Source organism: Miniimonas arenae, from assembly GCF_006351005.1.
Taxonomy (GTDB): Bacteria; Actinomycetota; Actinomycetes; order Actinomycetales; family Beutenbergiaceae; genus Miniimonas; species Miniimonas arenae.
This window is the reverse complement of the sequence record NZ_VENP01000001.1, coordinates 87349-104622: the sequence shown is the minus strand read 5'-3', so window position 1 is coordinate 104622 and position 17274 is coordinate 87349. Positions and strand designations below refer to the sequence as shown.

The following is a 17274-nucleotide window of genomic DNA, read 5'->3' as shown; positions in this document are numbered from 1 at the left end:
CGCCGCAATCGTCCCACGCGCAGCGGCGCGCGTCCCGCGCTCGGGCGCTCACCCCGCCGCGGTGGCCGCGGGAACACGCAGCCACCCGTCGGCGTTGCACCCGGTGATGAACGACTCCTTCCGCCGCCCGGCGGCGCGCCCGGTCCGCGATCTGACCGCTGTTCGGACAACGACACATCCTCGACGCATCCGTGTCACACAACCGGGGTACGGTGACGGTAGGGCTAAGGCAACGACACGGCCGGTGTCTGCGGTCGGGAAGGAGGGACGAGCCATGGTGCTCCTGCGACGCGAGCTCGGTGACGTCCTCCGCGACGTGCGCCTGGCTCAGGGCAAGACCCTCCGCGAGGTGTCGGCCCAGGCCCGAGTCTCCCTCGGCTACCTCTCCGAGATCGAGCGTGGCCAGAAGGAGGCGTCCTCCGAGCTCCTCAGCTCGGTCTGCGACGCCCTCGACGTGCCGCTCTGGTCCCTCCTGCGCGAGGTCAGCGACCGCATCGCCGTCGCCGAGGGCGCCGGCATCCCGGACACCGTCCCGGTCGAGCTCGAGGCCTCGGTCCGCCGCCGCTCGCCGCTCGCCGGGGTCGCCTGACCGCTCCGCTCCGCCTGCACGAACGGGCCGCTCCTTCGGGGGCGGCCCGTTCGTCGTCTCCGCGTCTTTGCGCTGGGTCTGTGATCTCGGGCCGCGTCAGCGCGGCTGGCAGGCGGGGCAGTAGAAGGCGGGTCGATCCTGCGGCGGCGTGCCCACGCGACCGACCGCGATGGGCGTGCCGCACCGGGGGCAGGGCCGACCCTCGCGACCGTGCGCCGCGATCGGCACCGACCCGCGCGTACCCGGCGCCGCCGGGGAGTTGGCCGACGTGAGCATGAGGCGGCTGGCGGTCGTGAGCAGCGCCGTCGCCTCGTCCACTGTGAGGTCGGTGACGGGGCGCCACGGGTTGATCCGGTGCCGGAACAGGGTCTCGGCCATCCAGATCGTGCCGATCCCGGCGGCGACCGTCTGGTCCAGCAGCGCCGCTCCGACCGTCGCGGGGGCGCGCGTGACGAGGACTGCCGCAGCGGCAGGGACGTGCTCCTCGGCGTCGTCCGCGAGCAGGTGCGGGCCGAGGTGACCGATGAGGTCGCGCTCGTCGCGCGTGCGCACCACGTCGACCATCCCCAGCAGGTAGCCCCGGCACGTCCAGCGCGTGGTCGCCAGCACGGCGCGGACGTTCGGGTCCCGGTCCCGCGAACGCAGGCCGGGCGCGTGCTCGACGCGCCACGTGCCGTCCATCCGCAGGTGCGTGTGCAGCGTGGAGCCGTCGTCGAACCGCGTGAGCAGGTGCTTGCCGTAGCTCACCGTGCCGAGGCTGCGCAGGCCGGCGAGGTCGAGGCCGCCGTAGGCGGGCCAGCGCAGCTCGCCGCGCACGAGGGGCTCGTCGGCGAGCGCGGCGGTCAGCCGGCGCGCCGCGCGCAGCAGGACGTCACCCTCGGGCACGGAACGTCCGCGGGCTCGGGGTGCGCGGGCCGGGGGCGCGCAGGCGCAGCCCGCGCGGCGTCGGGACGAACCCCGCCTCGACGAGCGCGGTACGCGTGGCCGACGTCGAGGACAGCGCGTTCTCGCCGTCGACCCGGCGCAGCGTGAGGCCCGCGTACCGGGTGGGGGCGGCCTCGGCCAGGGCTCCGGCCGCGCGACCCAGCGTGTCGCCGTCGGCGGTCAGGCCCACGACGCTGCCCCCGCCGCGCTCGAGGAAGAGGGCGAGCTCGCCGTCCACGAGCACGACGTCGGCGCCCGCGACGCGCCGCGGCCGACCCGCACTCTCCTCGCCCACCGCCGCGGGCCAGGGCAGCAGCGCGCCGTAGGGGTTGGCCGGGTCGGTGGCGGCGATCACGACGGCGCCGGGTGTGAGCTGCGCGTCGGCGCGCAGCCGGTCCACGCACTCGGGCAGCGCGAACTGCGCGGCGCCCTGGCCCTCCACGAGGTAGCCGCGCCGCACGGCGCCCGTCTCCTCCAGGCGCGCGAGCACCGGGTAGAGCGCGGCGAAGCCGCCCGAGACGTCCTCGGCGGACGCGACCCCGCGCAGGAGCACGCCGTGTCGCTCGAGCATGCTGGCGACGAGCGCGGCGCGGCGCACGGTCGGGTCGGGGTGGCGCGGCTCGACGAGGCTCCACCGCCCGGCGGCGGTGGGCGGCGTCGCGACCCGCGCCTGCGACGCGCCGAGCGCGGGGGAGAGCAGGGCGCGCCGGCTCGGTCGGCGCGGCCGGGCGCTGGGCCGGGAGCCGGTGCCCGACGGCGCCCCCCGCGCCCGGAGCGCGCCGATCGTGTCGTTGGTGACGAGCCCGGACCAGACCGCGTCCCACAGCGCCTCCTCGACGTCGGCCGGGCTCGGGGCGTCCTCCCCGTCCGCCTCGGCCGCGCCGCGCACCGCGGCGACGACGTCACGGAAGAAGCGTCCGCCGTCGGCAAGCGCCTCCAGCACCGCGGGCGTGAGCCGGTGCGCGGGTTCGAGCGGCTCGGGGGCGAGCGTCGAGACGGCATCGGCGGGCAGCAGCACGACGCTGCCGCCGGAGGCCGACCGTCCCGCGCCGACCCAGACCACCTCGCCCGCGCTCGTCAGCTCGTCGAGCAGCGCCGGCGTGTAGTCCACGACGCGCGCGGGCAGGATCGACGTCTCCAGGTCGGCGACGTCGAGCCGCGCGCCCGCGAGCTGGTCGATCGCGGTGAGCAGCCCGTCGGCGCCGCGCAGCTGGCCGAGCTGGTGCCACCGCGGCGCGAACACGCCGAGGGCACGCGCGGGCACCGCCTCGACGTCGGCGCGTGCCGCGGCGAGCGAGCGGCGCCGCATCCGGCGCAGGATGTCCGCGTCGCAGTACTCCAGCGCGCCCGAGCGGGCGTCGTCCGTGAACGCGCCGTCGGGCAGGGTGGCGTCGAGGGCCGGTGCGTCCGGCGCCGAGGCGGTCGGCGAGCTGCTCGTCGTGCTCTCGGCAGTCTCGGCGTCACCGGCACCGGCACCGGCAGTGCCGACATCGGCGGCCGGCCGCGTCCGCACCGCGCCCACGGGCCGCAGGCGACCCGTGACGAGCGTGCCCGCCCGCTCGAGCAGCGTGAGCGTCGGCGTGAGCGTGCCGGGCGCGAGCCCGAACCGCGCGGCGAGGTCGGCGACCTCGAACGGCCCGTGGCTGCGCGCGTGACGTCGCACCAGGTCACCGAGCGGGTCCGGCACGGGGGCGAGGAACGCCTCCGGCAGGCCGACCGGGAGCGCCACACCGAGCGCGTCGCGCAGCCGGGCGGCGTCCTCGACCACGGCCCACTGCTCGCGGCCTGCGACCCGCACCCGCAGGACGCGGCGGGCCGCCTCGAGCTCGGTGAGCCAGTCGGCGACGGCGTCCGGTTCCGCCGCGCGGTTCTGCAGCCCTGCGAGGTCGAGCGGTCCGAGCCGCGCGAGCACGTCCACGAGCCGTTCGGCGTCGCGCGCGGCGTAGCGCTCGGTGCGCAGCCCCACCTCGTCCTCGACCGCGAGCACGGCGGCGGGGTCGAGCAGGTCCGCCAGGTCGCTCATGCCCTCGCCGAGCAGCTCCGCGAGCAGTTCGGGATCGAGGGTGAGCGCGGCCGCGCGTCGCTCGGCGAGGGGGGCGTCGCCGTCGTAGAGGAACGTGCCGACGTAGGAGAACAGCAGCGACCGCGCGAACGGCGACGGGCTCGCGGTGGTCACCTCGACGATCCGCACCTCGCGCGTCCCGATCCGGCGCATGAGGTCGGACAGCGCGGCCGTGTCGAAGTCGTCCTGGAGGCACTCCCGGACCGCCTCGAGCACCACCGGGAAGTCGGGGTAGCGCGCCGCGACGGCGAGCAGCTGGCTGGCGCGCTGACGCTGCTGCCACAGCGGCTGGCGGCCGTCCGGCCGGCGTCGCGGCAGCAGCAGCGACCGTGCGGCGGCCTCCCGGAACCGCGCCGCGAAGTGCGCGGACGAGCCGACGGCGTCCACGACGCTGCGTCGCACGTCGTCGGGCTCGATGAGGAGGTCCGCGAGGCTGACCCCGCCGTCCGCGCGCGAGGGGCGCTCGCCGTCGTGCTCCGGGAACGCGCCGAAGTCGGTGAGCTCCGTGGCGCCGGGGGCGGCGCCGCCGGCCGGGGCCGACGACTCGGGTGCGCCCGGCGCAGGCGGCGCCGGTGCGGTAGGGGGGTCCCAGATCGCCATCGGGTCGCCGGTCATGTCCGGCACGCGCAGGACGATGCCGTCGTCGGCGTGCATGACGCCCACGTCGATGCCGAGCCGCTCCCGGAGCCGGTCGGCGATGACGAGCGCCCAGGGCGCGTGCACGCGCGAGCCGTAGGGGGAGTGCAGGACGAGCCGCCAGTCCCCGATGTCGTCGCGGAACCGCTCGACGACCAGCGTCGCGTCGGTGGGCAGGTAGCCGGTCGCGGCGGACTGCTCGGCGAGGTAGGCGGCGAGGTTGTCCCGCGTCCAGTCGGGCAGGTCGAGCGAGGCGAGCGTGCGGGCGAGGGCACGGACGTCGGTGCCGTGCGCCGTGGTGATCTCGTGGACGAGCGAGCCGAGCGCGACGCCGAGCTCCGCCGGCCGACCGGGTTGGTCGCCCTTCCAGAACGGCAGTCGACCGGGCATCCCGGGCGCGGGGGAGACGAGCACACGATCGGGGGTGATCTGCTCGATCCGCCACGTCGACGTGCCGAGCGTGAACGTGTCGCCCACGCGCGACTCGAACACCATCTCCTCGTCCAGCTCGCCGACGCGGCGCCCGCCGCGGGCCGCGACCTGGTCCGCGACGCCGTCCTCACCCACGAGGTAGACCCCGAACAGGCCGCGGTCCGGGATCGTGCCGCCTGACGTCGCGGCGAGCCGGAGCGCGCCCGGGCGACCCGAGAGCGTGCCCGCCTCGCGGTCCCACACGATCCGGGCGCGCAGCGACGCGAAGTCCTCGCTCGGGTACCGGCCGGCCAGCATGTCCAGGACCGAGACGAGCGACGCCTCGCCGAGCGTGGCGAACGGCGACGCGCGGCGCAGCAGCGCCGCCAGGTCGGTCACGGTCCAGTCCTCGACGGCGAGCATCGCCACGATCTGCTGGGCCAGCACGTCGAGGGGGTTCGCGGGCGGGTGGACCTGCTCGATCCGCCCCTCGCGGGCCCGCTGCGTGGTCACGACGGCGGGCAGCAGGTCGCCCCGGTGCGTAGGCACGACGACGCCGCGGGAGACGGCGCCGACCTGGTGGCCGGCGCGCCCGATCCGCTGCAGCGCGCCCGCGACCGACGGGGGCGAACCGATCTGCACGACCACGTCGATCGTGCCCATGTCGATGCCCAGCTCGAGCGACGACGTCGCGACGACGGCGGGCAGCCGACCCGCCTTGAGGTCGTCCTCCACCTGGGTCCTCGCCTCGCGGCTCATCGAGCCGTGGTGGGCACGGGCGATGACGCCGGGCGCGCCGAGCGAGGCACCGGACTGCGCCTGGGCCTGGGCGGGCCACACCTCGCCGGGGGCGCCGCGCGGGGGGACGGTCTCGCCGTCGCGCTCGGCGAGGCGCCGCTCCCACTCCTCGTTGAGCCGAGCCGTGAGGCGTTCGGCCGTGCGGCGGGAGTTCGTGAACACGAGCGTCGTGCGGTGGGCGGCGATGAGGTCGGTGAGCTCGCGCGTGACGTGCGGCCAGATCGAGGGGGTGCGCTCGGCGTCGGGCACCGCGCCGGACGCGTCGCCCGAGAGGTCGGGTTCGCCGGACCGTCCCGGCCTGCTCTCCGGATCGTCGTCGACCGGGTTGTCGTCGACCTGATCGGCGGCGCGCGTGCGGGCCGGTGCGGGCGCCGCCGCGGCCAGCGGGGGTGCGAGATCGGTGAGGTCCGGCACGGGCACGCGGACCTCGATCTGGAGCTGCTTCGTGGCGGGCGGCTGCACGAGCGTGACCGGGCGCCCGCCGTCGGCGATCGCACGCGTGCCGGCGAGAAAACCCATCACCGTCTCGACGGGCCGGACGGTGGCGGACAGCCCGATGCGCTGCGCGGGTCGGGCCAGCATCGCGTCGAGCCGCTCGAGGCTCACGGCGAGGTGCGCGCCGCGCTTGCTGCCGGCCATGACGTGCACCTCGTCGAGGATCACCGTCTCCACGCCGGCCAGCCCGGCGCGCGCCGCCGACGTGAGCACGAGGAAGAGGGACTCGGGTGTGGTGATGAGGATGTCCGGCGGCGTGCCGGCCAGGCGGCGGCGTTCGGCGGCCGGCGTGTCGCCGGTGCGCACGCCGACGCGGACGTCCGGTGCCGTGCGGCCCAGGCGTGCGGCGGTGCGGGCGATGCCGACGAGGGGCGAGCGCAGGTTGCGCTCGACGTCCGCCGCCAGGGCCTTGAGCGGGGAGACGTAGAGGATCCGGCAACGCCGCTCGGGCGCCACCGGCTCGGCGTGCAGGAGGCGGTCGAGCGACCACAGGAAGGCCGAGAGGGTCTTGCCGCTCCCCGTGGGCGCGACGACGAGCGCGTGGTCGCCCGCCTCGATCGCGGCCCAGGCGCCGGCCTGCGCGGCCGTGGGCGCCTCGAACGCCTCGGTGAACCAGGCGCGCGTGGCGTCCTGGAAGCTCGCGAGGGGGTCGACGTCGGGCACCCGGTCATTGTGCTGCCCGCCACCGACATCCGGTGCGGCGGGTAGCGTCGGAGGGTGCGCCACTCCGAGTTCTGGTCCGTGATGGACGACGTCTTCGGGGCGGCCTATGCGCGGAGCATCGCCGCGGACCTCGTGATGACCCAGCTCGGCGGCCGCACCGCCGAGCAGGCGCTGGCCGACGGCGAGCAGCCGCGGGTGGTCTGGGAGGCGCTCTGCGACGCCACCGGCCAGCCCGAGTCGGTGCGGTGGCTGCACCGCGGTCGCCCCGCGCGCCGCCGGCCCCCGCGCGGCTGAGGGTGCGTTCCCCACGGGCGACACGCCGTCGGCGCGTCGTGCGAGCGTCGAACACGCGTACGACCTAGAGTTGTCCCCGGGTGACCACCGGGGCGCCCTCTCCCCAGGTCCGGGAGCTCCGGTGGGCGATGTCAGTGGCCGGGCATAGCGTCACCCGCAGGTCCTCCCGGTGAGGGAGGAGCTGGCCGAGGCCAGACCTGTCCACCCGCCCCGCCGGGGCGTCAGCGAAGGAGTGACCATGCCCGCTCAGCCCGGTAACCGGTCGGGTGCCCCCGACAAGCTCAAGGCCCTCGAGGCCGCGCTCGGCCAGATCGAGCGCCAGTTCGGCAAGGGGTCGGTGATGCAGCTGGGTGACGACACGCGCCCGCCCGTCGCCGTCATCCCGACGAGCTCCATCGCGCTGGACGTCGCGCTCGGCATCGGCGGACTGCCGCGTGGCCGGATCATCGAGATCTACGGCCCGGAGAGCTCGGGAAAGACCACGGTGGCGCTGCACGCCGTCGCCAACGCCCAGCGACTCGGCGGCATCGCGGCGTTCATCGATGCCGAGCACGCGCTGGACCCCGAGTACGCGAAGAAGCTCGGCGTCGACACCGACTCGCTGTACGTGTCCCAGCCGGACACGGGCGAGCAGGCGCTCGAGATCGCCGACTCCCTCATCCGCTCGGGTGCCCTCGACGTCATCGTCATCGACTCGGTCGCGGCCCTCGTGCCGAAGGCCGAGATCGAGGGCGAGATGGGGGACAGCCACGTCGGCCTGCAGGCGCGCCTCATGTCGCAGGCGCTGCGCAAGCTCACCGGTGCGCTGTCCTCCTCGGGCACCACGGCGATCTTCATCAACCAGCTCCGCGAGAAGATCGGCGTGTTCTTCGGCTCGCCCGAGACCACCACGGGCGGCAAGGCGCTGAAGTTCTACGCCTCCGTGCGCCTGGACGTCCGCCGGATCGAGACCCTCAAGGAGGGCAGCGAGCCGGTCGGCAACCGCACGCGGGTCAAGGTCGTGAAGAACAAGATGGCCCCGCCCTTCAAGCAGGCCGAGTTCGACATCCTCTACGGGCGCGGCATCTCCCGTGAGGGCGGCATCATCGACATGGGCGTGGACGAGGGCATCGTGCGCAAGTCCGGCGCCTGGTACACGTACGAGGGCGACCAGCTGGGTCAGGGCAAGGAGAACGCCCGCAAGTTCCTCATCGACAACCCCGAGCTCGCGAACGAGATCGAGCAGAAGATCAAGACCAAGCTGGGGATCGGCGTGGCCGTGCCCGACGACGCCTCCGAGCTCGACGGTGCACCCGTCGACTTCTGAGCCCACGGGTGGGCCGGGTGCTCCCGGCACACCCGCCCGAACAGCCGACCGCCCCGCGGCCGCCACGGGGCGTGGCGGCCGGGGCGGGCACGGTGGCCGCGGCACCTCCCGCCGAGCCACCGAGCCGCCGGCCGTCGGTGCGGCGGCCGAGGACCACGAGCCGGACCAGGAGCAGGTCGCCCGGTCGATCGCCCTGCGGCTGCTGACCACCTCGCCCCGGTCCCGGGCGCAGCTCGCCGAGGCGATGGCGCGCAAGGACGTCCCGGAGGGCGTCGCCGAGCGGGTGCTCGACCGGTTCGAGGAGGTCGGCCTGATCGACGACGCCGAGTACGCCGCGATCCTCGTGCGGACCCGGCACACCGAGCGTGGCCTTGCCCGGCGCGCGCTCGCGCAGGAGCTCGCCCGTAAGGGCATCGACCGGGAGACGGCGGAGGTCGCCCTCGCCGCCGTCGATCGGGAGGACGAGGACGCCGTGGCGCGAGACCTCGTGCGACGCCGGGCACGGGCCACCGCACACCTGCCGCGAGAGACCCGGATGCGTCGCCTGGTGGGCGTGCTGGCGCGCAAGGGGCACCCGCCCGGGGCCGCGCTGCGCATCGTGGCCGAGGTGCTCGACGAGCAGGCGGCGGGCGAGCCCGCGCTCGCCGTCGACCTCGAGCGAGCCGACGACGCCTGGCCGGACGAGGTCGACGAGTCGCGCTGACGCGAGATCCTCGGCGCGGAGGTCGCCGGACCGCTCGCGCCGCTACCGGCATCCCCGGGATCGAGCCACCGACCCCACGGAGCTAGCTCGGGCAGTAGGACAGGAGCACCTCGGGCAGGCCGGCGGACGCGGTGCCGCAGACCTCGTCGGAGGTCTCCGCCTTCCAGCCGTCGCTCTCCCACTGCAGGAAGAACACGGTCGGCCCGGGGTTGACGCTCGCCGCGGCCCACTCGGTGCCGCTGACGTCGGCGCAGTCGAACTTCACCACCTCCGAACCCTCCGGAAGCGCCGAGGCGATCGACTCGGCCGAGCAGTCCGCCTCACCCGAGCCCGACGCGGCGGAGGTCGGCGCGGCCGCGGTCGCGGTGGGTTCGGTGTCCGAGCCCGACGGCGAGCTGCAGCCCGCCAGGATCAGCACGGCACAGGCTGCGGCGACGGAGGTCCGCGCGGCGGTGCGGGCGGACCGAGCGGATCGCGGCCGGCGTGAGAGCCAGGTGGTCGTCACCATGAGCAGACTCTTCCGTGACAGGGAGGCGAAGGTGAGGCAGACCGAGAGTAGGAGCCCCACCCGGTCCGTTCCAGCGCCTTTCGGGCAGAGTCGAGACCTGTGAGAACGAGTTCGGGCGACGGGACTTCCGCGCGGGGGGCACAGGCGCGCACACGATGGCGGGGCTGCACGGCGAGCCGCGCGGCGCAACCGATGGGCCAGCCGGACCGCCGGCCCGCTCAGGCCGCGACCTGCTCCTCGCGCTCGGCGCCGGGCGGCGGGGCCACGTGCGGCGTCGTGCGGCCGGACGTGCGGTGGGAGAGCCGCGTGGCGACCCAGTCCGCGAACCGGGTCAGCAGCCAGTTGATGGTGATGAAGATCGCCGCGCACAGCGCGAGCGACTGCAGCATGTTGCCGTTCGCGGCGCCGAACTGGCGGGACAGCTGCAGCAGCTCGTTGAACGTGACGATGTACCCCAGCGCGGAGTCCTTGAGGATGATGACGAACTGGGAGACCAGCGACGGCAGCATCGCGATGAGGGCCTGCGGCAACTCCACGAGGCGCAGCGACTGGGTGTGGGTCATACCGATCGCGGCCGCGGCCTCCCGCTGACCCTTCGGCAGGCCGTGCACGCCCGAGCGCACGAGCTCGGCGATCACCGAGCCGTTGTAGAGCGTGAGCGCGACGACGACGGCGACGAGCGGGATCTGCGGGGCGGGCACGACCTTGGCGAAGCCCAGGCCGAGCCACAGCGCGATCATCATGAGCAGCACCGGGACCGCGCGGAAGAACTCCACGACGGTGCCCGCGACCCACCGCACCCACGCGTAGGGGGCGAGCCGGCCCAGGCCGAAGAACAGGCCGAACGCCATGGACAGCACGACGGCGTACAGCGCCGCGACGACCGTGTTCTGCAGTCCGGGGAGGAAGTAGTTGACCCACGCGGCGGAGGTGAGCAGCGACGTCCAGCGGCTGGCCTCGAGCTGGCCCTCCTGCCCGAGCTTCCACAGCACGAGGACGACGATGCCGACCAGCACGACGCCGCCGACGGCGTTCGCGACGAGGGTGTTGCGCCGGGCGCGGGGACCCGGGGTGTCGAAGAGGACCGCGCCGCTCATCGGGACACCGCCAGCCGACGCGAGCCCCAGGTGGTGAGCAGGCCGATCGGGACCACGAGGATGACGTAGCCGAGGGCGAAGATCATGAAGATCAGCACCGTCATGTTGCCGTTGAACTCGATCATCGTCTTCATCACCGAGGAGGTCTCCGTGGCCACGCTCGCCGCGGCGGCGACGGTCGAGTTCTTGATCAGGGCGATGAGGACGTTTCCCAGCGGGGCGACGGCGCCGCGGACGGCCTGGGGAAGCAGCACCAGTCGCGCCGCGGGCAGGAACGACAGGCCGATCGCCCGCGCAGCCTCCGCCTGGCCGAGGGGCACGGTGTTGATGCCGGACCGCACGGCCTCACAGACGAAGGCCGCGTGGTAGATCGCCAGGCCCACGATCGCGAACAGGAAGAAGTTCGTGTTGAAGTCCGGCGCGAGCTCGATCTTGAGCTGACCCCAGACGCCGAGCACGAGGAACAGCATGATCACCGTGAGCGGGGTGTTGCGCAGCAGTGTGACGTAGCTCGTGCCCAGCCAGCGCAGCGAGGGCACGGGGGAGACGCGCATGAGCCCGAGCACGGTCCCGATCACGAGCGCGCCGATGGCGGCCCAGAACGAGAGCTGGATGTTCACCCAGAACGCGGCGGGGATGTCGTAGCTCGTGAAGAGGAAGCCGATCTGCTCGAACAGGCTCACGTGCCCTCCTGGTCAGGCGGGGGTCCGGGGCCGGGGCGCGCTGCCGGTCGACGGCGCGCGCCCCGACCCCGGACGGGTCAGGTCAGGCGCAGGCAGCCGGGGTCGGCGGGTTGAGGTCCGCGTTGGGCGTGTAGCCCGTGCCCTCGGTGTTGGCCGTGACCGCCTCCTCCCACGCGCCGGAGTCGATCATCTCGGTGATCGCGGCGTTGATCTCCTCGCACCGCTCGGTGCTGCCCTTGGGCAGGCCGACGCCGTAGTTCTCCTCGGAGAACGGGTTGCCGACGACCTTGAACTTGCCCTGGTTGGCGGGCGTGGCGGCGAGGCCGGCGAGGATGATGTCGTCCGTCGTCACGGCGTCGACCTGGCCCGACTCGAGCACGGTGACGCAGTCGGCGTAGCCGGGCTGCTCGAGCAGGTTGACGCCCGTGGCGTAGTTGTCCTTGATCTTCTGCGCCGACGTCGAGCCGGTGACCGAGCAGAGGTTCTTGCCCTCGAGGTCCTCCGGGCCGGTGATCGAGTCGTCGTCCGCGCGCACGAGCAGGTCCTGGCCTGCGACGAAGTACGGGCCGGCGAAGTCGACGACCTCCTTGCGGGCGTCCGTGATCGAGTAGGTCGCGAAGATCATGTCGACCTGGCCCGTCTGCAGCAGGTTCTCGCGCTGGGCCGACGGCGAGGAGACGAACTCGATCTGGTCCTCGGCGTAGCCGAGCTGGCAGGCGACGTACTTCGCGACGTCGACGTCGAAGCCGGTGTACGTCGAGCCGTCCTGGAAGCCGAGACCGGGCTGGTCGAACTTGATGCCGATCCGAAGCGTCCCGTCCCCGCCGGAGCAGTCGGCAGCGGCGGCGTCGCCGCTCGCGTCGTCGGTGGCGACCGCCGTCGCCTCACCGGCGGCTGAGGTCTCCTCGGGGGTGGTTCCTGCGTCGGACGTACAGGCCGCGAGAGTCATCGCGGCGACCGCGGCCAGGCCGACGATCGTCACTCGGGTGTTGCGCATCATGTGCTCCTTCGTGTGCCAATCGGTGCAACGGGCGCCCTGGGGGTTCTCCCGGGGCGACCGGTCGACGGGTCAGGTCGTCGACCGGTGGTCAGTGGGTGAGGATCTTGCCGAGGAAGTCGCGGGCGCGGCCCGACTGCGGGTTCGTGAAGAAGCTCTCCGGATCGGCCTGCTCGACGATCTGCCCGTCCGACATGAACACCACGCGGTCCGCGGCCTTGCGCGCGAAGCCCATCTCGTGGGTCACGACGATCATCGTCATGCCCTCCTTGGCCAGGGCCACCATCACGTCGAGGACCTCGTTGACCATCTCCGGGTCCAGCGCCGACGTCGGCTCGTCGAACAGGATGACCTTCGGCCGCATCGCCAGCGCCCGCGCGATCGCGACGCGCTGCTGCTGCCCGCCGGACAGCTGCGCCGGCATCTTGTCCGCCTGGGAGGCCACGCCCACGCGCTCGAGCAGCGCCATCGCCTGCTCCTTGGCCTCCTTCGGCTTGACCTTGCGGACCTTGATCGGCCCGAGCGTGACGTTCTCGAGGATCGACCGGTGTGCGAACAGGTTGAAGGACTGGAACACCATCCCGACGTCGGAGCGCAGCCGGGCGAGCTCCTTGCCCTCCGCGGGGAGCGGCTTCCCGTCGAGCTCGATCACGCCGTCGTCGATCGTCTCCAGCCGGTTGATGGCGCGGCACAGCGTGGACTTGCCCGAGCCCGACGGCCCGATCACGACGACGACCTCGCCCTTGGCGACGTCGAGGTCGATGTCCCGCAGCACGTGCAGCGAGCCGAAGTGCTTGTTCACCCGGGCGAGGTGCACGAGCGGCCGCGCCGGTGCGTCCTGACTCGTGCTCGGGGCCGGGCTCGGCGAGGTGCTCGGGGCGGGCGTCTGCTCGGGCGCGTGCTCGGGCGTCTGCTCTGTCGTCATTCATGCAACCTAACCGGCGTTCGTTACGGGGTGAGTTGCGCCGCGGTCACATTTCGGAAACGATCCCCGCGCAGGCTGCGCCCGATCACACGCTGTGGTAAAAGCGCGGGGCGGGCCAGACCGGGTCGCGGCCTAGACTGTCTCCCCGTGACGAGCACCCTGCCCACCGCGGCGCCGCCGGCAGCGCTCCCGCACGCCGTGCCGGCCCTGTCAGCGCTCTCGGCCCTCTCGAACGGGTCGGACGGCTCGACACTGCCCGCCTCGTCCGCCGAGGCGACCGTGCCCGCCGTCGGACCCGATCCCGCCACCACCGCCGCGCACGACGGGCGCTGGACCCGGCCCCGGACGTACGTGATCCGCACCCTCGGGTGCCAGATGAACGTGCACGACTCGGAGCGGATGGCCGGCCTCCTCGAGGCCGCCGGGATGGTCCCGGCGCTTCCGGGCGGTGCGGGCACGGACGTCGCCGCGGACGCCGCGAGCGCCGACGTCGTCGTCATCAACACGTGCGCCGTCCGCGAGAACGCCGCGACCCGGCTGTACGGCAACCTCGGCCGGCTCGCGGCCGTCAAGCGCGAGAACCCGGGGCTGCAGATCGCCGTCGGCGGCTGCATGGCGCAGCAGGACCGCGACGGCATCGTCGCGCGTGCGCCGTGGGTCGACGTCGTGTTCGGCACCCACAACATCGACGCACTGCCCGTCCTGCTGGAGCGCGCCCGGCACAACGCGAGCGCACAGGTCGAGATCCACGAGTCGCTCCAGGTCTTCCCCTCGACGCTGCCGACCAAGCGCGAGAGCGTCTACGCCGGCTGGGTGTCGATCTCGGTGGGCTGCAACAACACGTGCACGTTCTGCATCGTCCCGCACCTGCGCGGCAAGGAGCGCGATCGCCGGCCCGGCGACGTGCTCGCCGAGGTGCAGGCGGTGGTCGACGCGGGCGCGATCGAGGTCACGCTGCTCGGCCAGAACGTCAACTCCTACGGCGTCTCGTTCGGCGAGCGGGACGCGTTCGCGAAGCTCCTGCGGGCGTGCGGCCCCATCGAGGGCCTCGAGCGGGTGCGGTTCACCAGTCCGCACCCGGCCGCGTTCACCGACGACGTGATCGCGGCGATGGCCGAGACCCCGAACGTCATGCCGAGCCTGCACATGCCGCTGCAGTCCGGCTCGGACCGGGTGCTGCGGGCCATGCGGCGCTCCTACCGCAGCGCGAAGTTCCTCGGCATCCTGGACCGGGTCCGTGCCGCGATCCCCGACGCCGCGATCACCACCGACCTCATCGTCGGCTTCCCGGGGGAGACCGAGGAGGACTTCCAGGCCACGCTCGACGTCGTCGAGGCGTCGCGGTTCTCCGCCGCCTTCACCTTCCAGTACTCCCCGCGGCCGGGGACGCCGGCGGCGGACCTGCCGCCGCTGGACCCGGCCGTGGTGAGCGAGCGCTACGGACGCCTGATCGAGCTCCAGGAGCGGGTCAGCGCCGAGGAGAACCACGCCCTGGTGGGGAGCGAGGTCGAGGTGCTCGTCGCGGAGCACGACGGCCGCAAGGACGTCCGCTCGGGTCGCGTCTCCGGCCGGGCGCGGGACAACCGCCTCGTGCACCTGGGCCTCGGCGACCTGGCAGAGGCGGATCGCCCGCGCCCCGGGGACGTCGTGACGACCGTGGTCACCCACGCCGCGCCGCACCACCTCGTCGCCGACGGCGCGCCCCTGCGGGTGCGTCGCACGCGGTCGGGGGACGCGTGGCAGCTGCGACGCGACGGCGGGGACGCGTGCGGCACGCCGAGCGACGGCTCCGCCGCGGCGGCCGTCGGGCCGGTGTCGCTCGGTCTGCCGACGCTCCGCGTCGGTCCGCGCTAGGTCCGCTCGTCCGACGCGGCCGGGCCGGACGAGCCGTCCGCGGGTCCAATTCCGTCCGCCGTGCCGGTCGCGCCCCGTTCGGGCCCGTACCCGTCGGCTTCGAGCTCGTCGGGCCCGTACCCGTCCGTGCCGTCCCGGTCGGGCTCGTCCCGCTGCCCGCCGTCGTCGCCCGACTCGTGCTCGCCGTCGAGCATGTCGAGGTCGTCCAGACCGTCGAGGTCCCCGATCTCGTCGAGGTCGCCGAGATCGGCGGGCTCGTCGCGCCCGTCGATCGGGGCGTCGTCGTCGGGCATGACGTCACTGAGCGGGATGGAGCCGTCCAGCGCGGACATCGCGTTGCCGGTCACGGACAGCGTGACGTCCACGAGCTCGGCGAGCTGCGCCGGGCTGAGTCCGAGGGCCACGCTGGTGGTGTGCACGGCGACGAGTGAGACGCCGTCGTCGCTCGCCTGGGTGTGCAGGGTGGGCAGGATGCGGTCCCGGTTCCAGTCGTTGACGAGCTGGAGCGCGCCGCGGCGCGCCTGCGGGGGCAGGTGTCGCGACCACCGCGTGCGCAGCACGAGGTCGGACTCGATGAGGACGAGCTGGTAGGAGCGACCGCCGTGCTGGCCCACCACCCCCTCGGGGATCTCGCGCACGAACTCCCCGCGCTGCGTGACGAGTCGGCGCAGGCGTTCGGGGGTGACCGGGGTGACCGGGGGCAGCGGCACGTCGGGCCCTACCCGCCGGCCGTGAGGACGGGGTCGGGGTAGCGGTGGTCGAGCGCGTCGAACACCGCGGTGCCGGCCGCGAGGCCGACGGCGACCTGGTGGTCGAGCTGCGAGTCGTTGAGGCCGCTGGTGATCGTCACGGACGTCTCCGTCAGCACGTGCACGCGGCCGTCGTCGAGGACGCGCACGTAGACCTTGGGGTGGGCGTGCGTGGCGTTCCAGGAGTCGGTGAACGCGAGGACCTCCCACAGCCGCTCGATCCCGGCCTGACGCGACCACCGGCCGCGGACCTGCAGGATCGAGCCGCGCACCACGTAGAACGAGAACAGCCGGTAGGCCCAGAGCCCGCAGACGTCGCCGTTCTCGTCGGTGAGGTAGCGATACTCCCGCCGGCGCATCGACTCCGCGAGGCGCTCGCGCGTCACGGGGCGGACGGGGTCGCTCGTCGCGGGCGCGCCGGCGCGTGCCGAGACGTCCGACGGCGGCGCGTGCGCGACCTCCGACCTCGCCGTACGCGGGGCGGACGCACCCGCCGGGCCGGCGCCCTGGGGACGCGCAGGGGGGACGGGGCGCGCGACAGGACGGGGGTGCTCGGCGACGCCGGGGGGCGGATCGGTGGCGCTCGGACGATCGGTGCCGGGACGATCGGTGCCGGGGCCGGGCGGGTCGGACGAGGCCCGCGCGGGACGCGTCGAGGGCTGCTCGGGGCGAGGGCTCGCGCCGGCGCGGTGCTGGGGGTCCTCGGACGCCGCGGGCTCGCGCGCCGAGCCCGGCCGCGGTTCGTGCGCGGGTCCCGGAGCGGGCGCGGGCACGCCGGGCCGCCGTCGCCACCGCTCCCAGAGTCCCACCCCAGGAGTGTAGGCACGGCGCCTCGCGGGTGACCGGGGCGGGCGGGGCGGTCGGGGCGAGAATGCCCGGGTGCGGGTGCTGACCTGGAACGTGTGGGGGCTGCGGGGCGGCCCCGTCCGCGTGGTGCGCGCGCTGCGCGAGGTGAGGGCCGACGTCGTGTGCCTGCAGGAGTGTCCGCGCTGGCCGGGTGGCCGACTCGTGCTCCGGCTCGCCGCGCGGGCAGCCGGACTGCGCCTCGCCTCGGGCGGCGGACGGTCCGGGCTCGCAGTGCTCCTGAGGGCTGGTCGGTCGGCGCCGGAGGCCGGGCGCGCCGGGGTGGTCCGGTTCCCGCGGGAGCGTCGCGGGTGGTGGTGGTCCTACCCGCGCGGCGCCACGTGGGTCCGGGTGCGGCACGACGGCGTGACTCTCGTCGTCGCGTCCGCTCATCTCGACGTCGCGCCGCACGCGCGCACCGCCCAGGCGCACGCCCTCGCGGCCGCGTTCGCTGGCGCGCCCCGACTCGTGCTGGCCGGCGACCTCAACGAGCCGCCCGGCGGCCCCGCCTGGACGGCGCTCGGCGGCGGGCTGCTGGACGCCGACCCTGCGGGTGCACCGACGTTCCCGGTCGGCGCCGGGCGGCACGCGCGGCACCGCCTCGACGCGGTGCTCGTGCGGGGGATGCAGGTGGCGGGTTCCGGTCCGGCTGGTGCCGCCGGCCACGGAGCGGGCGCTCGCCCGGTCTCGGACCACCGCGCCGTGCTCCTCGAGGTCCGGCCACGGTAGCCTCACCG

The 17274-nt window shown here is 74.4% G+C and carries 15 protein-coding genes; 6 read left to right on the top strand and 9 right to left on the bottom strand.

The features are described 5' to 3' along the window. Positions 1–274: 274 nt before the first annotated feature. Positions 275–589, top strand: a complete 315-nt coding sequence (locus FH969_RS00475) for a helix-turn-helix domain-containing protein (protein ID WP_108719656.1) — start codon at positions 275–277, stop codon at positions 587–589. A gap of 96 nt (positions 590–685) precedes the next feature. Here FH969_RS00475 and FH969_RS00470 read toward each other — a convergent pair whose 3' ends face one another. Together FH969_RS00470 and FH969_RS00465 are read right to left on the bottom strand one after the other, a co-directional pair. Next, complete coding sequence (locus FH969_RS00470) at positions 686–1474, bottom strand: DNA-formamidopyrimidine glycosylase family protein (RefSeq protein WP_139985359.1); 789 nt, start codon at positions 1472–1474, stop codon at positions 686–688. Further along, positions 1461–6578 carry an Lhr family ATP-dependent helicase gene (locus FH969_RS00465; RefSeq protein ID WP_180359604.1) on the bottom strand — a complete coding sequence of 1706 codons (5118 nt, stop codon included), beginning with the start codon at positions 6576–6578 and terminating at the stop codon, positions 1461–1463. Before FH969_RS00465 ends, FH969_RS00470 begins: the two co-directional genes overlap by 14 nt. Positions 6579–6632: 54 nt before the next feature. Between FH969_RS00465 and FH969_RS00460 the strand changes: the two genes are divergently transcribed. The 3 genes from FH969_RS00460 (at position 6633) to FH969_RS00450 (ending at position 8881) form a co-directional block, all read left to right on the top strand. Continuing rightward, the gene (locus FH969_RS00460) at positions 6633–6872 is read left to right on the top strand and encodes a DUF3046 domain-containing protein (protein WP_108719659.1); all 240 of its coding nucleotides are present in this window, start codon (positions 6633–6635) and stop codon (positions 6870–6872) included. A gap of 238 nt (positions 6873–7110) precedes the next feature. Continuing rightward, the gene (gene recA / locus FH969_RS00455) at positions 7111–8178 is read left to right on the top strand and encodes a recombinase RecA (protein ID WP_108719660.1); all 1068 of its coding nucleotides are present in this window, start codon (positions 7111–7113) and stop codon (positions 8176–8178) included. Further along, positions 8159–8881 (top strand): regulatory protein RecX, encoded by a 723-nt coding sequence (locus FH969_RS00450; RefSeq protein ID WP_139985358.1) that lies wholly within the window; start codon positions 8159–8161, stop codon positions 8879–8881. Before recA ends, FH969_RS00450 begins: the two co-directional genes overlap by 20 nt. 82 nt (positions 8882–8963) lie before the next feature. On the opposite strand, the gene FH969_RS00445 is transcribed toward FH969_RS00450, so the two are convergent. From FH969_RS00445 to FH969_RS00425, 5 genes are all read right to left on the bottom strand, one after another. Then, a complete protein-coding gene (locus FH969_RS00445; RefSeq protein WP_139985356.1) occupies positions 8964–9299 on the bottom strand; it encodes a hypothetical protein in 336 nt (111 codons plus the stop codon). A gap of 308 nt (positions 9300–9607) precedes the next feature. Then, positions 9608–10486, bottom strand: a complete 879-nt coding sequence (locus FH969_RS00440; protein ID WP_139985354.1) for an amino acid ABC transporter permease — start codon at positions 10484–10486, stop codon at positions 9608–9610. Then, positions 10483–11169, bottom strand: a complete 687-nt coding sequence (locus tag FH969_RS00435) for an amino acid ABC transporter permease (RefSeq protein ID WP_108719664.1) — start codon at positions 11167–11169, stop codon at positions 10483–10485. Before FH969_RS00435 ends, FH969_RS00440 begins: the two co-directional genes overlap by 4 nt. An 82-nt stretch (positions 11170–11251) precedes the next feature. Continuing rightward, positions 11252–12166 carry a glutamate ABC transporter substrate-binding protein gene (locus tag FH969_RS00430; RefSeq protein ID WP_139985352.1) on the bottom strand — a complete coding sequence of 305 codons (915 nt, stop codon included), beginning with the start codon at positions 12164–12166 and terminating at the stop codon, positions 11252–11254. Positions 12167–12257: 91 nt separating this feature from the next. Continuing rightward, positions 12258–13091 (bottom strand): amino acid ABC transporter ATP-binding protein, encoded by an 834-nt coding sequence (locus tag FH969_RS00425; RefSeq protein WP_108719665.1) that lies wholly within the window; start codon positions 13089–13091, stop codon positions 12258–12260. 279 nt (positions 13092–13370) lie between these two features. Between FH969_RS00425 and miaB the strand changes: the two genes are divergently transcribed. After that, entirely contained in the window at positions 13371–14945 is a 1575-nt protein-coding gene (gene miaB / locus FH969_RS00420; RefSeq protein ID WP_139985493.1) for a tRNA (N6-isopentenyl adenosine(37)-C2)-methylthiotransferase MiaB, read from the top strand. Here miaB and FH969_RS00415 read toward each other — a convergent pair. After that, complete coding sequence (locus FH969_RS00415; protein ID WP_139985350.1) at positions 14942–15655, bottom strand: type III secretion system chaperone family protein; 714 nt, start codon at positions 15653–15655, stop codon at positions 14942–14944. The two genes, miaB and FH969_RS00415, sit on opposite strands and share 4 nt — an antisense overlap. An 8-nt stretch (positions 15656–15663) precedes the next feature. Continuing rightward, on the bottom strand, positions 15664–16080 hold the full coding sequence (locus FH969_RS00410; protein ID WP_139985348.1) for a YbjN domain-containing protein: 417 nt from the start codon (positions 16078–16080) through the stop codon (positions 15664–15666). A gap of 493 nt (positions 16081–16573) precedes the next feature. On the opposite strand from FH969_RS00410, the gene FH969_RS00405 reads away from it, so the two are divergent. After that, positions 16574–17266, top strand: coding sequence for an endonuclease/exonuclease/phosphatase family protein (locus FH969_RS00405; RefSeq protein ID WP_108719668.1), 693 nt, complete (start codon positions 16574–16576; stop codon positions 17264–17266). Positions 17267–17274: the final 8 nt, after the last annotated feature.

Coding starts and splice junctions, on each gene's coding strand:
- FH969_RS00475 (WP_108719656.1), top strand. CDS start 275: ATGGTGCTCCTGCGACGCGAGCTCGGTGACGTCCTCCGCGACGTGCGC.
- recA (WP_108719660.1), top strand. CDS start 7,111: ATGCCCGCTCAGCCCGGTAACCGGTCGGGTGCCCCCGACAAGCTCAAG.
- FH969_RS00440 (WP_139985354.1), bottom strand. CDS start 10,486: ATGAGCGGCGCGGTCCTCTTCGACACCCCGGGTCCCCGCGCCCGGCGC.
- FH969_RS00430 (WP_139985352.1), bottom strand. CDS start 12,166: ATGCGCAACACCCGAGTGACGATCGTCGGCCTGGCCGCGGTCGCCGCG.
- FH969_RS00425 (WP_108719665.1), bottom strand. CDS start 13,091: ATGACGACAGAGCAGACGCCCGAGCACGCGCCCGAGCAGACGCCCGCC.